The sequence below is a fragment of the Glutamicibacter nicotianae genome (assembly GCF_006539525.1).
GTDB classification, from domain to species: domain Bacteria; phylum Actinomycetota; class Actinomycetes; order Actinomycetales; family Micrococcaceae; genus Glutamicibacter; species Glutamicibacter nicotianae.
Genome location: NZ_BJNE01000006.1, coordinates 19,443 through 34,033 on the forward strand (window position 1 = coordinate 19,443; position 14,591 = coordinate 34,033).

A 14,591-nucleotide genomic window follows, 5' to 3' on the forward strand; every position below is an offset into this window, starting at 1 on the left:
GAAAGGCACTGACATGGTTTGGATCGCTATCGCAGCGGCACTATGCAGTGCCTTTTGCCTTGCCTTTGGCGCGCACTTCCAATCGCAGGCAGTACGCAACGCAGTCGGCGGGCTGGATCTGACGCTTAAGAATGTCGGCAAGCTGGCCAGCAATAAACGCTGGATGAGCGGTTTGGGCCTCATGGCCCTGGGCATGGCCTTGAACGTCTTCGCCCTGGCCAGCGCACCGCTGACAGTGGTACAGCCGATCGGCGCCATTGCACTGGTGATCACCGCTATGGTCAATGCCAAGGAAACCGACCTGACGATGAACCGTCCCACCGTACTGGCGATCATCAGCTGCATGGTTGGTTCGGTTGGGTTCGTGCTGCTGGCAGTCACGGCCACCAGCGGCAACCAAGAAGTGACTGAAACCGAAGCCCACCTGATTGAAATGATCCTGGCGGTAGTCGTCGCCATCGTGGGATTGGCCACCATCTTCTTCCACAAGAAGCTTGGCGCGTTCTTCTTCATCCTCGGCGCCGGTGTGCTTTTCGGATTCGTTGCCGTGCTGGTGCGAACCATTGCCATCGCCGTATTGAATATCGGCGACAGCAGCTTTTTCCAACTGCCGTGGCTGGCTGGACTATCGGTGGCAGTCGCCGGGTTGCTCGGCTCGTACTTTGTGCAAAAGGCCTACTCAAAAGGGCCTCCAGACCTCGTCATCGCAGGGTTGACCGTGATCGATCCGATCATTGGCATTGCCATAGGAATCAGCATCCTCGGAGAGCTGCGTCCCGATGTCCCGGTACTTGTCACCGTGCTGATGCTGGTGGCTGCCGGTTTGGCTATCGTCGGCGTGACCGCGCTGTCCAGGCACCACCCCGACGTGATCGAACGCCGGAACAAGACCGAAGGCGAAAAATCCATGCCTGATTCCAAATAGACTGAAGCTGCAAATTTCTCTATCAAAAACTACAACGCGTGTGAACGCCGAAGGATGCCCGTGGCCAAGGAAAAACCGCTGACCATCGTCATTGCTGCTGACACTTATCCGCCAGACGTTAACGGAGCAGCGATGTTTTGCTACCGGTTGGCTACGGCGATGCATGCGCGAGGCCACCGGGTGCACGTGTTGGCAGCCCGTGGCGACAAGGGAAAGACCTATACGGAAATCCGCGATGAGGCTATTGTCCATCGCTTGGAATCGCACTCGGTACCGACCCATGAATACTTCCGCATCGTGTTCCCGTGGGAAGTCAATAAGCAGATCAGCAAGCTGCTCTCGGATATCAAGCCCGACGTGGTCCACGCCCAGAGCCACTACATGATTGGCCAGCGCACCATCGCATGGGCGCGGAAGAACAACGTTCGCTCCATCGCGACGAACCACTTCATGCCGGAAAACCTGGACCCATTCCTGCCGTTCCCGCAATGGTTCAAGCGAATTGTCGCGCACAATTCGTGGAAAGACATGGGGAAGATCTTTGGCCGTGCGGATACCGTCACGACCCCCACTCCGCTGGCCGCCAAGGCCATGCGCGAACGGGCCAAACTGAATCACGTGCTCCCGCTGTCCAATGGCATTGAGATCGGCAACTACGAGCTGGCGGACGGGGAAGAAATCATCCGCAATGAGTTCCCTACGATCTTGTTCGCGGGCCGCCTCGCGGTGGAAAAGAACATCAACGAACTGATCGAGGCTTTGCCTCTGATGAGCAAGGTGCCTGACGCCATCATCGAGATCGTCGGAGGCGGAGAGCAGCGCGCCCATCTGGAGAAGATCGCAGATGATTTGCAGATCCGAGACCGCGTCCGTTTCCTGGGACACGTCAGTGACGAGCAATTGCGCCAGGCCTACCTGCGTTGCGACGTATTCTGCCAGCCAGGCACCGCCGAGCTGCAGTCATTGGTGACCCTTGAGGCGCTTTCGGCGTCCAAGCCAGTGGTCCTGGCCAACGCGATGGCGCTGCCGCATCTGGTGGATGAAGGCGTCAATGGCTATATGTTCACGCCGGGTGATCGACAGGATCTGGCCAACAAGCTGGACCAGGTTCTGGCCTTGGACGAGCAGCGCCGCGCCAAGATGGGTGAAGCTGGGCACGAAAAGGTGAAGAACCACGCGCAGGAAAAGACGATGAACTCCTTCGAAGCCCTCTACCGGGGCCAAGAAGTGACCACCCACTAGCCGGAATGTCATCATTGGGTGCGCCAAATCGGTGTTTCGGCTAGTGATGCCCTAGAATATTTCGAGTGTGGTTGCACCGCTTCGGCGATGAACCCATGTGGGGAGTTAGCTCAGTTGGTTAGAGCAGGGGACTCATAATCCCTTGGTCGTCGGTTCAAGTCCGTCACTCCCTACCAAGGCAGATCGTCCAGCAGCTACTGAAAAATGAGTTGCTGGACGATTTTCTTGTTCCCGGTTCCGCTCCAGTGCACAGCTGGATCCCGCTGGATGCACGGGTGTGTGAAGAAGTGCATTGGAGCCGGATGATGATCCGGTTCGTGCCGTCCTCGGGAGATGCCGCGTCATTCGTTCAACGGCAAGAGAATCGATGGACGCATGTCGCGGATCAGCAATACCGGGTCGATATATTCTCCATCGAGGCGCACACCCCAGTGGATGCAACGGCCAGAGCAATGCGCCCCGGTTGCTGCCTGGCCCACCTTGGTGCCGGCCTCCACCCAGTCGCCCACCGAGACTTCAGCGGAAACCGGTTCGATGCTGGTCTTGAACCCGGAACCGTGGTCGATAACCAGCACAGGCCGGTCCACGATCACTGAAGCAAACGAGACCCGGCCGCGCTGCGGTGCGAAAACGGCATCACCAGCGCTGGCTGCCAAGTCCACGCCTCGGTGCCCGGGAAGCCAATTTTTCTCCGGTTTGTCGAAGGGCACCAGAATTGCCGGTTCGCCAGCCAGCGGCCAGCGCCAGCCATTGGTGGCGGCAAATGCGGCAGGTACCTGGACTTGCTGCGGCTCGGCGTCCGTGGGCGCGGCCGGAGGAAAGCTGAAGGCCAGCAGCAGAACCTGCAATCCTGCGAAGAGATACTTGATTTTCATCTTTCCAAGGTGTCCCCGGAACATGGATCATGGGCAACCAGGGGAACGGATTGTGGGCAAGGCAATGGGCTGCACATCACCGAAACCGCGGTGCGGGGCAAGGGGTTCTCTGTAGTACACTTGAAGCAGCAGTGTCCTGTCACAGGTGTGTCCAAAATTGGGTGCATCGGGCAGGAGATTGACTTCGCGTATGAGTATTCACAGCTAAATCGGCTGTGGCCTGAGGTTCCAGTGGTCCGAGAGAATCGGTGGACCGAAGTCGAGATGCCAAGCATCAATCAGTACTCATGCCAGGGCGGATATCCACAATGGCTATCTGCATCAACCCGAACAACCAAGAGCAGTTACCGCGGGCGCACGCGCGCCCGGTCCGCCACTGCTGAAAGGAGTTGCGACATGCCAGTCGTAACCATGCGAGAGCTGCTTGACAGCGGCGTCCACTTCGGCCACCAGACCCGTCGCTGGAACCCAAAGATGAAGCGCTTCATCTTCACCGAGCGCAACGGCATCTACATCATCGACCTGCAGCAGTCGCTGTCGTTCATCGACCGCGCTTACGAGTTCGTGAAGCAGACCGTTGCCCACGGCGGCACCGTACTGTTCGTCGGTACCAAGAAGCAGGCTCAGGAAGCCATTGCCGAGCAGGCTAACCGCGTTGGCCAGCCATACGTCAACCAGCGTTGGCTCGGCGGTATGCTGACCAACTTCCAGACCGTTTCCAAGCGCGTTCAGCGCATGAAGGAACTGGAAGAGATCAACTTCGAGGACGTTGCCGGCTCGGGCCACACCAAGAAGGAACTGCTGCTGCTGAAGCGCGAGCTGACCAAGCTGCAGAACAACCTCGGTGGTATCCGCAACCTGACCCGCACCCCTTCCGCTATCTGGATCGTTGACACCAAGAAGGAACACTTGGCTATCGACGAAGCCCAGAAGCTGGGCATCCCAGTTGTGGCCATCCTGGACACCAACTGCGATCCAGACGAGGTTACCTACCCAATCCCAGGCAACGACGACGCAATCCGCTCCGTCAACCTGCTGACCCGCGTTGTTGCTGACGCTGTGGCCGAAGGCCTCATCGCCAAGAACAACAAGGCTGCCGGCAAGACCGAGGGTGCTGCTGAGCCAATGGCTGAGTGGGAGCGCGAACTGCTTGAGGGCGAGAAGGCCAAGGCCGAAGCTCCAGCTGCAGACGCTGCAACCGAGGCTCCAGAAGCCAAGTAGTCACCTCCGTGACTCCAGAAGTTTGCCTGGGCGCACTAGCGTGTAGCTCGAGGTGAACTTCACCAAGTCTTGTGGGACGGGCCGGAAATCCGACCCGTCCCATAAGCAAAATAAACTTGAAACTCCTAGCTGAATGGGATTGCACGTGGCAAACTACACCGCTGCTGATATCAAGGCACTGCGCGAGCGCACTGGCGCCGGCATGATGGACGTTAAGAAGGCACTGGACGAGGCCAACGGCGACGCCGAGAAGGCCATCGAGATCATCCGTGTCAAGGGCCTGAAGGGCGCTACCAAGCGCGAAGGCCGTTCGACTGCTGAAGGCCTGGTTGCTGCCAAGGTTGAGGGCAACGTCGGCGTGATGATCGAGATCAACTGCGAGACCGACTTCGTAGCGAAGAACGACAAGTTCATCGCACTGTCCAACAAGGTTCTGGATGCCGCTGTGGCTTCCGGCGCTGCAGATGCAGAAGCACTGCTGGCTTACGAGCTGGATGGCAAGACCGTTGGCGACACCGTCATCGAAGAGGGCGCAATCCTCGGCGAGAAGGTTGTCGTACGCCGTGTTGCACGCATCGAGGGTGCCAAGGTTGCTTCGTACCTGCACAAGACCAGCAAGGACCTGCCAGCCCAGGTTGGCGTCCTGATGGCTGTTGACGCTGACAGCGAAGCTGCCGCAACCGTCGCGCACGACGTTGCAGTGCACACCGCTGCGATGGCTCCTACCTACCTGTCCCGCGAAGAGGTTCCAGCTGACAAGGTTGCCGACGAGCGCCGCATCGCTGACGAAACCGCTCGCGCAGAGGGCAAGCCAGAAGCTGCACTCACCAAGATCGTTGAAGGCCGCCTGACCGGTTTCTTCAAGGAAATCGTCCTGGTTGACCAGGCTTTCGCCAAGGACGCAAAGAAGTCCGTTGGCCAGGTCTTCGAAGAAGCTGGCACCAAGCCAGTTGCTTTCGCACGCTTCCGCGTTGGCGCCTAGGCTTTGCAGCTCTAAGCAGTAGCCATACGCATTAAGCGAACCGCGTTCGGGGCAACCTGAGCGCACAAGATCAAAGGGAGGTGGGCACCGAGAGAAAACTCGGTGACTCGCCTCCCTTTTCTTGAGCCCGGATCTCACGATAGCTTGGGATCTGGGACGTAGAACCCCCAGCTTGATTCCGACCTCCAGGAGTAAGACACCTCATGCCAAGCACCCCAGAAACCAAACGACGCCGCGTACTGCTCAAGCTCTCCGGCGAAGTATTCGGCGGCGGCAAGATCGGCGTTGACCCAGATACCGTTCGCGGCATCGCCCAGCAGATCGCCCAGACCGTTGGCGAGGTCGAGGTGGCAATCGTGGTTGGCGGCGGCAATTTCTTCCGTGGCGCGGAACTCTCCGCTTCCGGCATGGACCGCTCGCGCGCGGACTACATGGGCATGCTCGGCACCGTCATGAACTGCCTGGCGCTGCAGGACTTCCTGGAGCAGTGCGGTGTTGAAACCCGCGTCCAGTCGGCCATCGCCATGGCCCAGGTCGCCGAAAACTACATTCCGCGCCGTGCCATCCGCCACATGGAGAAGGACCGCGTTGTCATCTTCGGCGCCGGCGCCGGCTTGCCGTACTTCTCCACCGATACCGTGGCCGCGCAGCGTGCCCTGGAAGTCGATGCTGACGAAGTCCTGATGGCCAAGTCGGGGGTGGACGGCGTATACACTGCCGACCCGAAGACCGACCCAACCGCCACCAAGCTGGATACCCTGACCTACAGCGACGCCCTGGTCAAGAACATCCGCGTGATGGACCAGACCGCCATGACCATGTGCAAGGACAACAAGCTGGACATGCTGGTCTTCGGCATGGAAGGCGAAGGAAATGTGGCCGCGGCAATTCGCGGCGAGCGGATTGGCACCACCGTCACCGTCTAATCGGTGATCGTGGCTTAGGATTGAAGTAGATTTAATTTCCCGTAGCGGAAACACAGATGAAGTACTTGAGGAGTACCGGTGATTGAGGAAACGCTGGCGGATACCGCCGAAAAGATGGAACGCACCATTGAGGCCGCCAAGGAGGACTTCGCGACGATCCGTACCGGTCGTGCCCACCCAGGCATGTACTCGAAGGTCATGGTGGACTACTACGGTTCCCCAACCCCGCTGCAGCAGCTGGCTTCCTTCGCAGTGCCAGAAGCACGCACCATCACCATCACCCCATTCGATGTGACCGCTTTGCGCGAAATCGAAAAGGCTCTGGGCGATCCAGAAGTTGGCGCCAACCCATCCTCGGACGGCAAGATGATCCGCGTTGTCCTTCCGGTGCTGACCGAAGAGCGCCGCAAGGAATACGTCAAGCTGGCCAAGGCCAAGGGCGAGGACGCTCGCGTTGCACTGCGCAATCACCGCCGCAAGGCCAAGGATTCCATCGACAAGTTCGTCAAGGACGGCGAAATTGGCGAGGACGAGGGTACCCGTGCAGAAAAGGACCTCGACGCGCTGACCAAGAAGCACGTTGACGCAGTCGATGAGATCTTGAAGAAAAAAGAAGCAGAGCTGCTGGAAGTCTAATGCCAGGCTCGACAGACAACACTGAGGGCAACGCTTCGGCGGTGCCCTCAGTGGCATCCGGAGAATCCCAGCCCCTGACCCGACGTGAAGCTCGCGCGCGGCGCGAAGCCGCCGCCGAGGGGAAGAAACGCGGTTTCATGAAAAACCGCGGGGCAAAGGAAGCTCCAGAACCTGCCACTGGAATCCAGGAACCGGTCAAGCCTGCACCTGCCACTGCGGTACCCGCTCCACCGGCCATGCCAACGCCGGTATCAGCAGTGAAACCGGATGCCGGAAAAGATGCCGCATTGCCGACCCCTCAACCAGCTGCGGCTGGCAGCCAGGCAGCCGTGGAATCGACCGGCAAGGCTGATACCGCCAAGGCTGATACCGGGCAAGCGAAAGAGCGCGCCAAAGCCGCTTTCAAGGCCGACCTGTCCAAGCCGGTGAAAGCTGAGGCGCAGGCACCTGCCATGCAGGCAGAACCAGCGAAGCCTGCACAGCCGGCGGCACCCGGAAACGACAAGACGGTTCCGGACCCCGCGGCCGAAGATGACAAGCCGGAGAAGGCAGAAACAGCCACACCGGAAGCCGCATCTGCGGCGCAGAATCCCTCGCCCGCAGACAGCAAGCTGCCTGCTCCGCCGGTATCCGATTCCACGGATCTTGCCGAGACCGGGAAACCCGACGCGGAAGAAGCAGATATCCCTGCCGAGCTGCTGATCGGAACCCCGGAACCGAAGAAGTCGCGTGCAGGGCGCAATCTGCCAGCGGCCATCGGCGTCGGCGTGCTGTTGCTCGGAGTCGTGCTGGTTGGCCTGCTGTGGTTCCACCCGTTGTTGGTCATCGCGCTGATCGCGCTCAGCTGCATTGGCTGCTGGGAGGTGGCCAGGGCTACTACCCATGCCAAGACAGCGGTACCGCAATTGCCGTTGTACCTGTCTTCGATCTTGTTGCCGGCCAGTGCCATCTGGGGCGGGGTAGAGGCACTCGGGTTCAGCTATATTGCCTGCATCCTGATCGCTTTGCTTTTCAGGCTGATGGATGGCGCCAAGGGAGCGGTGGCCTCGGTGATGAGCAGCGTGTTCATCATCAGCTGGGTGCCGCTGCTGCTGTCCTTTGCTCTGCTCATTCTCGATTCGGTCAATGGCCAGTGGCTCATCGCCACGTTGCTGCTGCTTGCGGTCGCCAATGACACCTTCGGCTACATCGTGGGCGTACTGATCGGCAAGCATCCGATGGCGCCGAAGATTTCGCCGAAGAAGTCATGGGAAGGCTTTGCCGGATCAATGCTCGGTTCCATGGCCATCGGCGCATGCGCAATGCACTTCTGGATGGACATGCCATGGTGGACGGGTGTCATCCTGGCGTTCTTCACCACCATTGCAGCGACTACCGGCGACTTCTCGGAATCCATGGTCAAGCGCGAACTGGGCATCAAGGACATGAGCAACCTGCTTCCGGGCCATGGCGGAATCATGGACCGCTTGGACTCGGTACTGTTCGTCATTCCGCTGGGTTACGTGATTTCACATGTGCTGGCGTGGAGTGTCGCAGTCTTCTGACCGCGTCCCCGGCCCGCGACGCCAGCGGGTGTGATCCGCTACCGGAATGCACTCGCTGGTGTGGCCATCAGGCCAACTATCGGCACAAGCCAATAGAATATGAGGGGTACCGCCTGAGTGCGGTGCCCAACGGATATCTCCCTAGAGAAAAAGGAACTGTCGTGTCGCAGCAGCAAGATGCTCCGTTTTCCCGCGTACCGGACTCGGAATTCGGCTACAACGCAAAGCAAGTTGATGCGTTCCTGAGCCGTGCCCGTGCCACCTTCAACGGTGGAGGAAACGACGACAGTGTGGTCACCAGCCACCTGATCCGCCGCACCACTTTTGCACCGCAGAAGGGCGGGTACCAGGCCCGCGAAGTCGATGGCGCGCTGGACCGCTTGGAAGATGTCTTTGCCAAGCGCGAGCGTGATGACTTGATTGCCCATCAGGGCGAAGAGGTTTGGCTGCAGCAGGTTGGCCGCCTGGCCGCGATCCTGCGTGGCCGCTTGCACCGTGCCAAGGGCGAGCGTTTCCGCCGTCCCTCGCGTTCCAACGCGTCGAGCTACAACATCGAGGACGTCGATCGCCTGTGCGATCAGCTCATCGACTACTTCGAGAACGACGTGCCGATGGCCGTTGACACCGTGCGCCGCGTGGAATTCCGTTCTGCGCAGGGCACCGATGGCTACGAGGAGTCGCAGGTCGATGCGTTCCTCGACCGTGTAGTCGAGCTGATGGCTTCGATCGACTAGTCGCCGCCACCGGCTCCAAAGCCATGTCGCGGTCGGCAGCGGGAAATTCTCTCCCGTTGCCGTCCGCGGCTTTTTGCATTCATAGAGGGAAGAACCGGACAGCTTAGAGGCCTGGCTGTTCGTGGTGGGCCAACCAGTCGCGCAGCATGTTCTCCAGCACCGGACGGTCGGCGGGGGAGAGCTGTTCCACGAGGCGCTTTTCGTTGCGCATGTGGGCGGCAAAGGCTTCGTCGATTTTCTCTTTGCCGGTGGCAGTCAAGGAGATCAGGCGTCCTCGACGGTCTTCACCGGACTGGGTCCGGGTGACCCAGCCAATGCCTACGAGCTTGTCCAGCCGCTTGGTCATGGCTCCGGTGGTCACCATCGTCTGCAAGGCAAGTTCGCCGGGAGTCAGGGAGAACGGTTCGCCTGCCCGCCGCAAGGTTGCCAGCACATCGAATTCGGCTTCGGTCAGCCCGTGTTCTGCATACACCGCACAGAGCTCTTCAGTGAGGTAATTGGCCAGCCGGTGAAGCCGTCCGATAATTCCCTGCGGAGCGGTGTCGAGATCCGGACGCTGTTCGGCCCACTGCTGCTGGATGCGCGAGACATGGTCATTGTGCTGCATCCCTTTATCGTATCTTCCAAGGAAGCTAAAGTATCTTCCATGGAAGATACTTTAGCTTCTGCCGGAATTCGGCTGCGGACATTCGGATGGGTTGCGCTGACCGCGATTGCCCCGATCGCGTGGGGGTCCAACTACTACGTCACCAGGGAATTCCTTCCGGAAGACTCGGCGCTCTGGGGTGCGGCGATCCGCGCGTTGCCCGCAGGCCTGGTGTTGCTGGCGATATCCAGGAAACTGCCGCACGGCAGCTGGTGGTGGAAATCCGCGGTCCTGGGCATCCTGAACATCGGCGCCTTCTTCGCTCTGGTCTACGTGGTGGCGCAACTGCTGCCATCGGGTGTCGCTGCGACGACCATGGCGAGTTCCGCCGGTGTGCTCATGCTGTTCGCCTGGCTCATGCTCGGCGAGCGACCTGCACGCTGGCCGATGATCGGAGCGCTCATGGGATTCATCGGCGTGGCCGTCATGGTCTTCGATGCGCAGGGCGGCATCGATATCCGGGGCATCATCTCGTCCTTGGTCGCGATGCTCTGCTCAAGTGCCGGATTCATCTTGACCAAGCGGTGGTCGCAAGGGCTGCCGATTGTCCGGGTCACGGCCTGGCAGCTGGTGGCCGGAGGGGCAGTCCTGGTGCCCTTCGCGCTGCTCGTGCATGGAGCGCCGCCTCAGCTTGGTATCCAGGCGGCGGCGGGCTTCGGATATGTCAGCCTCGTCGCTACCGCGGCCGCATACCTCGCCTGGTTCACCGGGCTGCGCCAACTGACAGCATCGTCCGTGGGCCTTATCGGCCTGCTCAATCCAGTCACCGGCGTCCTGCTCGGAACCCTGCTGGCAGTCGAAAGCCTTGGGCTTCAAAGCATTTTGGGGATGGGCATGGTGCTCGGCGGGGTCCTGCTGGGGCTGGCCAACGGCTCCCGGCGCAAACCGCTTCCCGAACCAGAGTTGCCGAGCCGCGACGCGCCTGCCGGGCAAGCGGTGAAGGGCTGCTAGAACTTCGCCCGCCAGTCCGGGACATGGAGCAGGGCCATGACGCGTTCAACGTTGGCTGGCACGCTGCGCTTGGTACTGCGCGAAACGAAGATCATCACCAGGAAGGCCAGCGGAACGCTCCACGCCGCGGGCTGGCGCAAGAGATGGATCCAGATCTCGTCTTCCTGGGGCAGGAAGGTGCCGATCATCAAGGACAGCCCGCAGGAAATGCCGCCGGCCAGCAGGCCGGCAATCGCACCTCGCGCGGTCAGCGAACGCCACCAGATGCCTAGTAGCAGCAGCGGGCAGATCGTCGATGCAGTGAAAGCGAAGACGTTGCCAATGGCACCGGCCAAGGCCAAGGAATTGGTCACCACCGCAATCAAGACCGGCAGTGCGGTAGCCAGAACGGTAGAGATCCTGAATCCGCGCACGGTGCCGGAAAAGAATTCCTGCGACAGAGCGCCAGCGAGGGATACCACCAACCCGGAGGTGGTGGACAGGAATGCCGCGAAGGCGCCGCCGACCACGATTGCGGTCAGCGCGTCACCCAGGAATCCTTCGAAAAGGCGTGAGGGCAGCAACAGGATGGTGGCATCTGTTTCATTGGTGGCCCCGAGCTCCGGGGTGTACAGCAAGCCCAGGACACCCAACGTCGTGGGCAACAGGTAGAAGGCCGAGAGCAAGCACAGCACAATCACCGTGGTGGTACGCGCTGCCTGGCCGGTGGGGTTCGTGTAGAAGCGCACCAGCACATGTGGCAAGCCCAGGGTGCCGAAGAGCAGCGCCAAGATGATGGAGACCGTCTCGTAGAGATTCATCGCATTCGCGGACTCCAGCTGCGCGTACAGGGCCTGCGCATGGCCGGAGGACGAATGCTCTGGGATGGCGCGCCCCAGCAAGAAGATCGTGGGGATGACCAGGGCAGCCAGCTTGAACCAGTATTGGAATGCCTGGACGAAGGTCACCGAACGCATCCCGCCGGACAGCACCGTCACGCAGACCACCGCCGCGACAATGACCGGACCGACCCAGCTGGGGAATCCGGTGGCAATGGAGAGGGTCAGGGCTGCTCCGTGCATCTGCGGAACGATATACAGCCAGCAGATCACCACCACCAGATAGGTGGTGAGCTTGCGCAACATCGGGGAGCCTTCAAAGCGGATCTGCGCAAAGTCCGGAATGGTGTAGGCCCGGGAACGCCGCAGGGGAGCTGCAACGAACAGCAGCAGCATCAAGTAGCCGGCCGTGTAGCCGATGGGGAACCACAACCCCGATTGCCCCGAGAGCACAATCAGCCCGGCAACACCCAGGAACGACGCCGCCGAAAGGTACTCGCCGCCAATCGCCGAGGCATTCCACCACGGGCGCACGGTGCGCGAAGCGACGTAGAAGTCGGACGTAGTGCGGGACAGGCGCAAGCCATGGAAGGCAATCAGCATGGTCGTCAGGCAGACCAGCACCAAGGATGAAACTGACAGCAAGCTAGCCACGGCTGATGCTCCGATACCGTTCTTCATTGCGCTCGGCGGCCCTGTTATAGAGCATTCCAGCCACGATGATCAGCGGATACATCCCGATGCCCAAAACCCACCAAGGCAGCGGCAGGCCGAGCAGGCGGATGTCCTCGAAGACCGGCCAGAAGACGAGCAGCGCGCTGATGCCGACCAGCAGCGCCAGCAGGCCCGCAGCCACGGCGCAGGCCAGCCGCAGCTGGGAACGGATCAGCTGGCGAACATAGAACTCTTCTGCCGTGTGCTCGGGGCGGGCAGGGGAGACTGTCAAGGAGGCGTCTTGCGGAGCCTGCACGCGCACACGTTGCGGACGCTGTTCAGCGAATCGTCCGGGCGTTGGGGGCTCTTGCCGGCTGCTGTCTTGGGGAATCTGTTCCACGGAAGGACAGCTGCTTCCTACAGCGGGCGGACGCGATTGGCGGCCAGGCGCTCACGCAGGTAGGGCAATGCGCGACGGGAAATGGGAAGCTCGGTGCTGTTGACCACCACGGCGGCCTTGCCGGTTTGCAGGCGCACGGTCTCGATCTTGTCCATGCACACCAGGTAGGAGCGGTGGATCCGAACGAAGCCGGACTCGCCCCACTGCTGCTCCAGATCGTTGAGCGGAACCCGGATGAGGTAGCTCGAATCCTTGGTGTGCAATCGTGCATAGTCGCCCTGCGCCTGGACATAGGCGATGTCCGAGCGGGGAATCAGCTTGGTGATGCCGCCCTGGTCCACCGTGATCATTTCCGGCTTGGCAGGGGTATCTTCCACCAGTTCGCAGATGCGGCGCACGGATTCGGCCAGGCGCTGCGGGCGAATGGGCTTGAGCACGTAGTCGATGGCGGCCAATTCGAAGGCCTGCAGTGCCTGGTCCTCATCGGCAGTGACAAAGACGATGAGCGGGGGATTGGCGAAGCGGGAGATGACGCGGGCGATATCCAGGCCTGACAACGCAGGCATGTGGATATCCAGGAACAGCGCGTCGACCGCATTTTCCTCCAGCGCCTTCAGCGCCGCGGCACCCGAGGTGGCGCGGTGAATTTTCCCGATGCGGGAATCCTGGCTGAGCAGAAAAGCGATCTCTTCTACCGCTGGAAGTTCATCATCGGCAACCACCACGTTAATCATGCGAAAATTCTACCGTTTATCGGGATTATCTAAACATCCGACGCAATGGCGCTGGGCGGACGGAACTTCGGGACGCGCAAGGTGATCAGTGTTCCTGCCCCCGGCGCGGTCTCGATGACCAGACCATTTGAATTGCCGTAGAGCTGGCGCATGCGCAGGTCCACGTTGCGCAGGCCCACATGCATATTCGGGGTGTCGCCGGCCAGCACGCTGGCCAGCTGCTCGGGATCCATGCCCATGCCATCATCTTCCACGCTGATCAGCGCGTGCATTCCGTCCTCGGTGGCGGTAATGGAGATGACTCCGCCATCTGGACGTGCTTCCAGGCCATGGCGCACGGCATTTTCAACCAGCGGCTGCAGGGCCAGGAACGGAATTTGCGTGGGCAGCACCTCGGGGGCGATCTGCAGGGAGACCTTGATGCGCTCGCCGAAGCGGGCCTTTTCCAGCAGCAGGTAGCGGTCGATGGCTTCCAGCTCTTCGGCCAGGGTGGTGAATTCGCCGCGGCGGCGGAAGGAGTAGCGGGTGAAGTCCGCGAATTCGATGACCAGCTCGCGGGCGCGGGCAGGATCAGTGTTGATGAACGAGGCGATCGCATTCAGCGAGTTGTAGATGAAGTGCGGGGAGATCTGGGCGCGCAAGGCCCGCATCTGCGCTTCGAGCAGCATGGCCTTGGACTCATCCAGCTGCGCGGTGGAGACTTGCGCCGAAACGAAGACTGCCACCTCGGAGACGGCCCGCACAAAGCTGGCGCCTGCCCTGCGCGACAGGGCCGTCACGGTCCCGACACTCAGATCTCCTACGGTGATGGGTGCTGAAACGAAGTCCATGCCGGAAGAGCGCTCTACCTGGGTCTTGCCGGTCGCCAGCGCGCTTTTCGAAACGTTGGCTGCTGTCTCTTCATGCTCCGCAGTGAAATCGGCACCGGCATCGGTGGCCAGCACGTGGGTGGTGTCGGAGATCAGCAGCACCTGGCAGTTCAGCAGCCGGCGCAGCGCCTTGGCGCTTTTCGCCGCTCCGTCCTCGGTCAGGCCGCGTTCCAAATGGGGGACCGCAACCGACATGTGGTGCAGCGTCTTGTAGGTGGCTTCTTCGACGTCGGTGCCCATTTCCCGGGTGGAGCGGGAGATCTTGAAACCGAAGTAGCCGACAAGGGCGATTCCGACCAGCACGATGGCGACGATCAGGGTGACTTGCAGTGCTGGAGACATGTACCCCATCTTAGGGCCCCGCGAAATCCGTTGACCGTTCAGCGCGCCAAGGTGCGCCGTTGGGCGCAGAAAGCAGTCCGTTGAGCCACGAG

At 60.9% G+C, this 14,591-nt stretch carries 15 protein-coding genes and 1 tRNA gene; 10 read left to right on the plus strand and 6 right to left on the minus strand.

What is annotated here, in order from left to right:
* The first annotated feature begins 13 nt into the window (after positions 1-13).
* The 3 genes from ANI01nite_RS08550 (at position 14) to ANI01nite_RS08560 (ending at position 2,343) form a co-directional block, all read left to right on the plus strand.
* Positions 14-925: a DMT family transporter gene (locus tag ANI01nite_RS08550; RefSeq protein ID WP_066139382.1), complete on the plus strand. Its 912-nt coding sequence runs from the start codon at positions 14-16 to the stop codon at positions 923-925.
* 54 nt (positions 926-979) lie between these two features.
* Entirely contained in the window at positions 980-2,167 is a 1,188-nt protein-coding gene (locus tag ANI01nite_RS08555; RefSeq protein ID WP_038989723.1) for a glycosyltransferase, read from the plus strand.
* Between the two features lie 99 nt (positions 2,168-2,266).
* A tRNA-Ile gene (locus ANI01nite_RS08560) sits at positions 2,267-2,343 on the plus strand.
* Between the two features lie 165 nt (positions 2,344-2,508).
* Here ANI01nite_RS08560 and ANI01nite_RS08565 read toward each other — a convergent pair.
* A complete protein-coding gene (locus ANI01nite_RS08565; protein WP_141357413.1) occupies positions 2,509-3,042 on the minus strand; it encodes a M23 family metallopeptidase in 534 nt (177 codons plus the stop codon).
* A 396-nt stretch (positions 3,043-3,438) separates the two neighbouring features.
* Here ANI01nite_RS08565 and rpsB point away from each other — a divergent pair, with 396 nt between their 5' ends.
* From rpsB to ANI01nite_RS08595, 6 genes are all read left to right on the plus strand, one after another.
* Entirely contained in the window at positions 3,439-4,263 is an 825-nt protein-coding gene (rpsB, locus tag ANI01nite_RS08570) for a 30S ribosomal protein S2 (protein WP_038989721.1), read from the plus strand.
* A 145-nt stretch (positions 4,264-4,408) separates the two neighbouring features.
* Complete coding sequence (gene tsf, locus ANI01nite_RS08575; protein WP_141357415.1) at positions 4,409-5,245, plus strand: translation elongation factor Ts; 837 nt, start codon at positions 4,409-4,411, stop codon at positions 5,243-5,245.
* 203 nt (positions 5,246-5,448) lie between these two features.
* A complete protein-coding gene (gene pyrH, locus ANI01nite_RS08580) occupies positions 5,449-6,171 on the plus strand; it encodes a UMP kinase (protein WP_038989720.1) in 723 nt (240 codons plus the stop codon).
* A gap of 78 nt (positions 6,172-6,249) precedes the next feature.
* Positions 6,250-6,807, plus strand: coding sequence for a ribosome recycling factor (gene frr, locus ANI01nite_RS08585; protein WP_038989719.1), 558 nt, complete (start codon positions 6,250-6,252; stop codon positions 6,805-6,807).
* A complete protein-coding gene (locus tag ANI01nite_RS08590) occupies positions 6,807-8,351 on the plus strand; it encodes a phosphatidate cytidylyltransferase (protein WP_255314471.1) in 1,545 nt (514 codons plus the stop codon). Before frr ends, ANI01nite_RS08590 begins: the two co-directional genes overlap by 1 nt.
* A 161-nt stretch (positions 8,352-8,512) precedes the next feature.
* Positions 8,513-9,085, plus strand: a complete 573-nt coding sequence (locus ANI01nite_RS08595; protein WP_038989718.1) for a DivIVA domain-containing protein — start codon at positions 8,513-8,515, stop codon at positions 9,083-9,085.
* A gap of 103 nt (positions 9,086-9,188) precedes the next feature.
* On the opposite strand, the gene ANI01nite_RS08600 is transcribed toward ANI01nite_RS08595, so the two are convergent.
* Complete coding sequence (locus tag ANI01nite_RS08600) at positions 9,189-9,692, minus strand: MarR family winged helix-turn-helix transcriptional regulator (protein ID WP_141357417.1); 504 nt, start codon at positions 9,690-9,692, stop codon at positions 9,189-9,191.
* A gap of 39 nt (positions 9,693-9,731) precedes the next feature.
* Here ANI01nite_RS08600 and ANI01nite_RS08605 point away from each other — a divergent pair, with 39 nt between their 5' ends.
* Positions 9,732-10,682, plus strand: coding sequence for a DMT family transporter (locus ANI01nite_RS08605; protein WP_141357419.1), 951 nt, complete (start codon positions 9,732-9,734; stop codon positions 10,680-10,682).
* Here ANI01nite_RS08605 and ANI01nite_RS08610 read toward each other — a convergent pair.
* Genes ANI01nite_RS08610 through ANI01nite_RS08625 form a run of 4 tightly spaced genes read right to left on the minus strand, consistent with a single transcriptional unit; the run spans position 10,679 to position 14,499 of the window.
* Positions 10,679-12,154 carry a sodium/solute symporter gene (locus ANI01nite_RS08610; RefSeq protein ID WP_369826770.1) on the minus strand — a complete coding sequence of 492 codons (1,476 nt, stop codon included), beginning with the start codon at positions 12,152-12,154 and terminating at the stop codon, positions 10,679-10,681. The two genes, ANI01nite_RS08605 and ANI01nite_RS08610, sit on opposite strands and share 4 nt — an antisense overlap.
* Entirely contained in the window at positions 12,147-12,554 is a 408-nt protein-coding gene (locus tag ANI01nite_RS08615; RefSeq protein ID WP_052253504.1) for a hypothetical protein, read from the minus strand. The genes ANI01nite_RS08610 and ANI01nite_RS08615 overlap by 8 nt, the downstream gene beginning before the upstream one ends.
* Positions 12,555-12,571: 17 nt before the next feature.
* Positions 12,572-13,288, minus strand: a complete 717-nt coding sequence (locus ANI01nite_RS08620; protein ID WP_038989713.1) for a LytR/AlgR family response regulator transcription factor — start codon at positions 13,286-13,288, stop codon at positions 12,572-12,574.
* A 29-nt stretch (positions 13,289-13,317) separates the two neighbouring features.
* Complete coding sequence (locus ANI01nite_RS08625) at positions 13,318-14,499, minus strand: sensor histidine kinase (protein ID WP_073706732.1); 1,182 nt, start codon at positions 14,497-14,499, stop codon at positions 13,318-13,320.
* Positions 14,500-14,591: the final 92 nt, after the last annotated feature.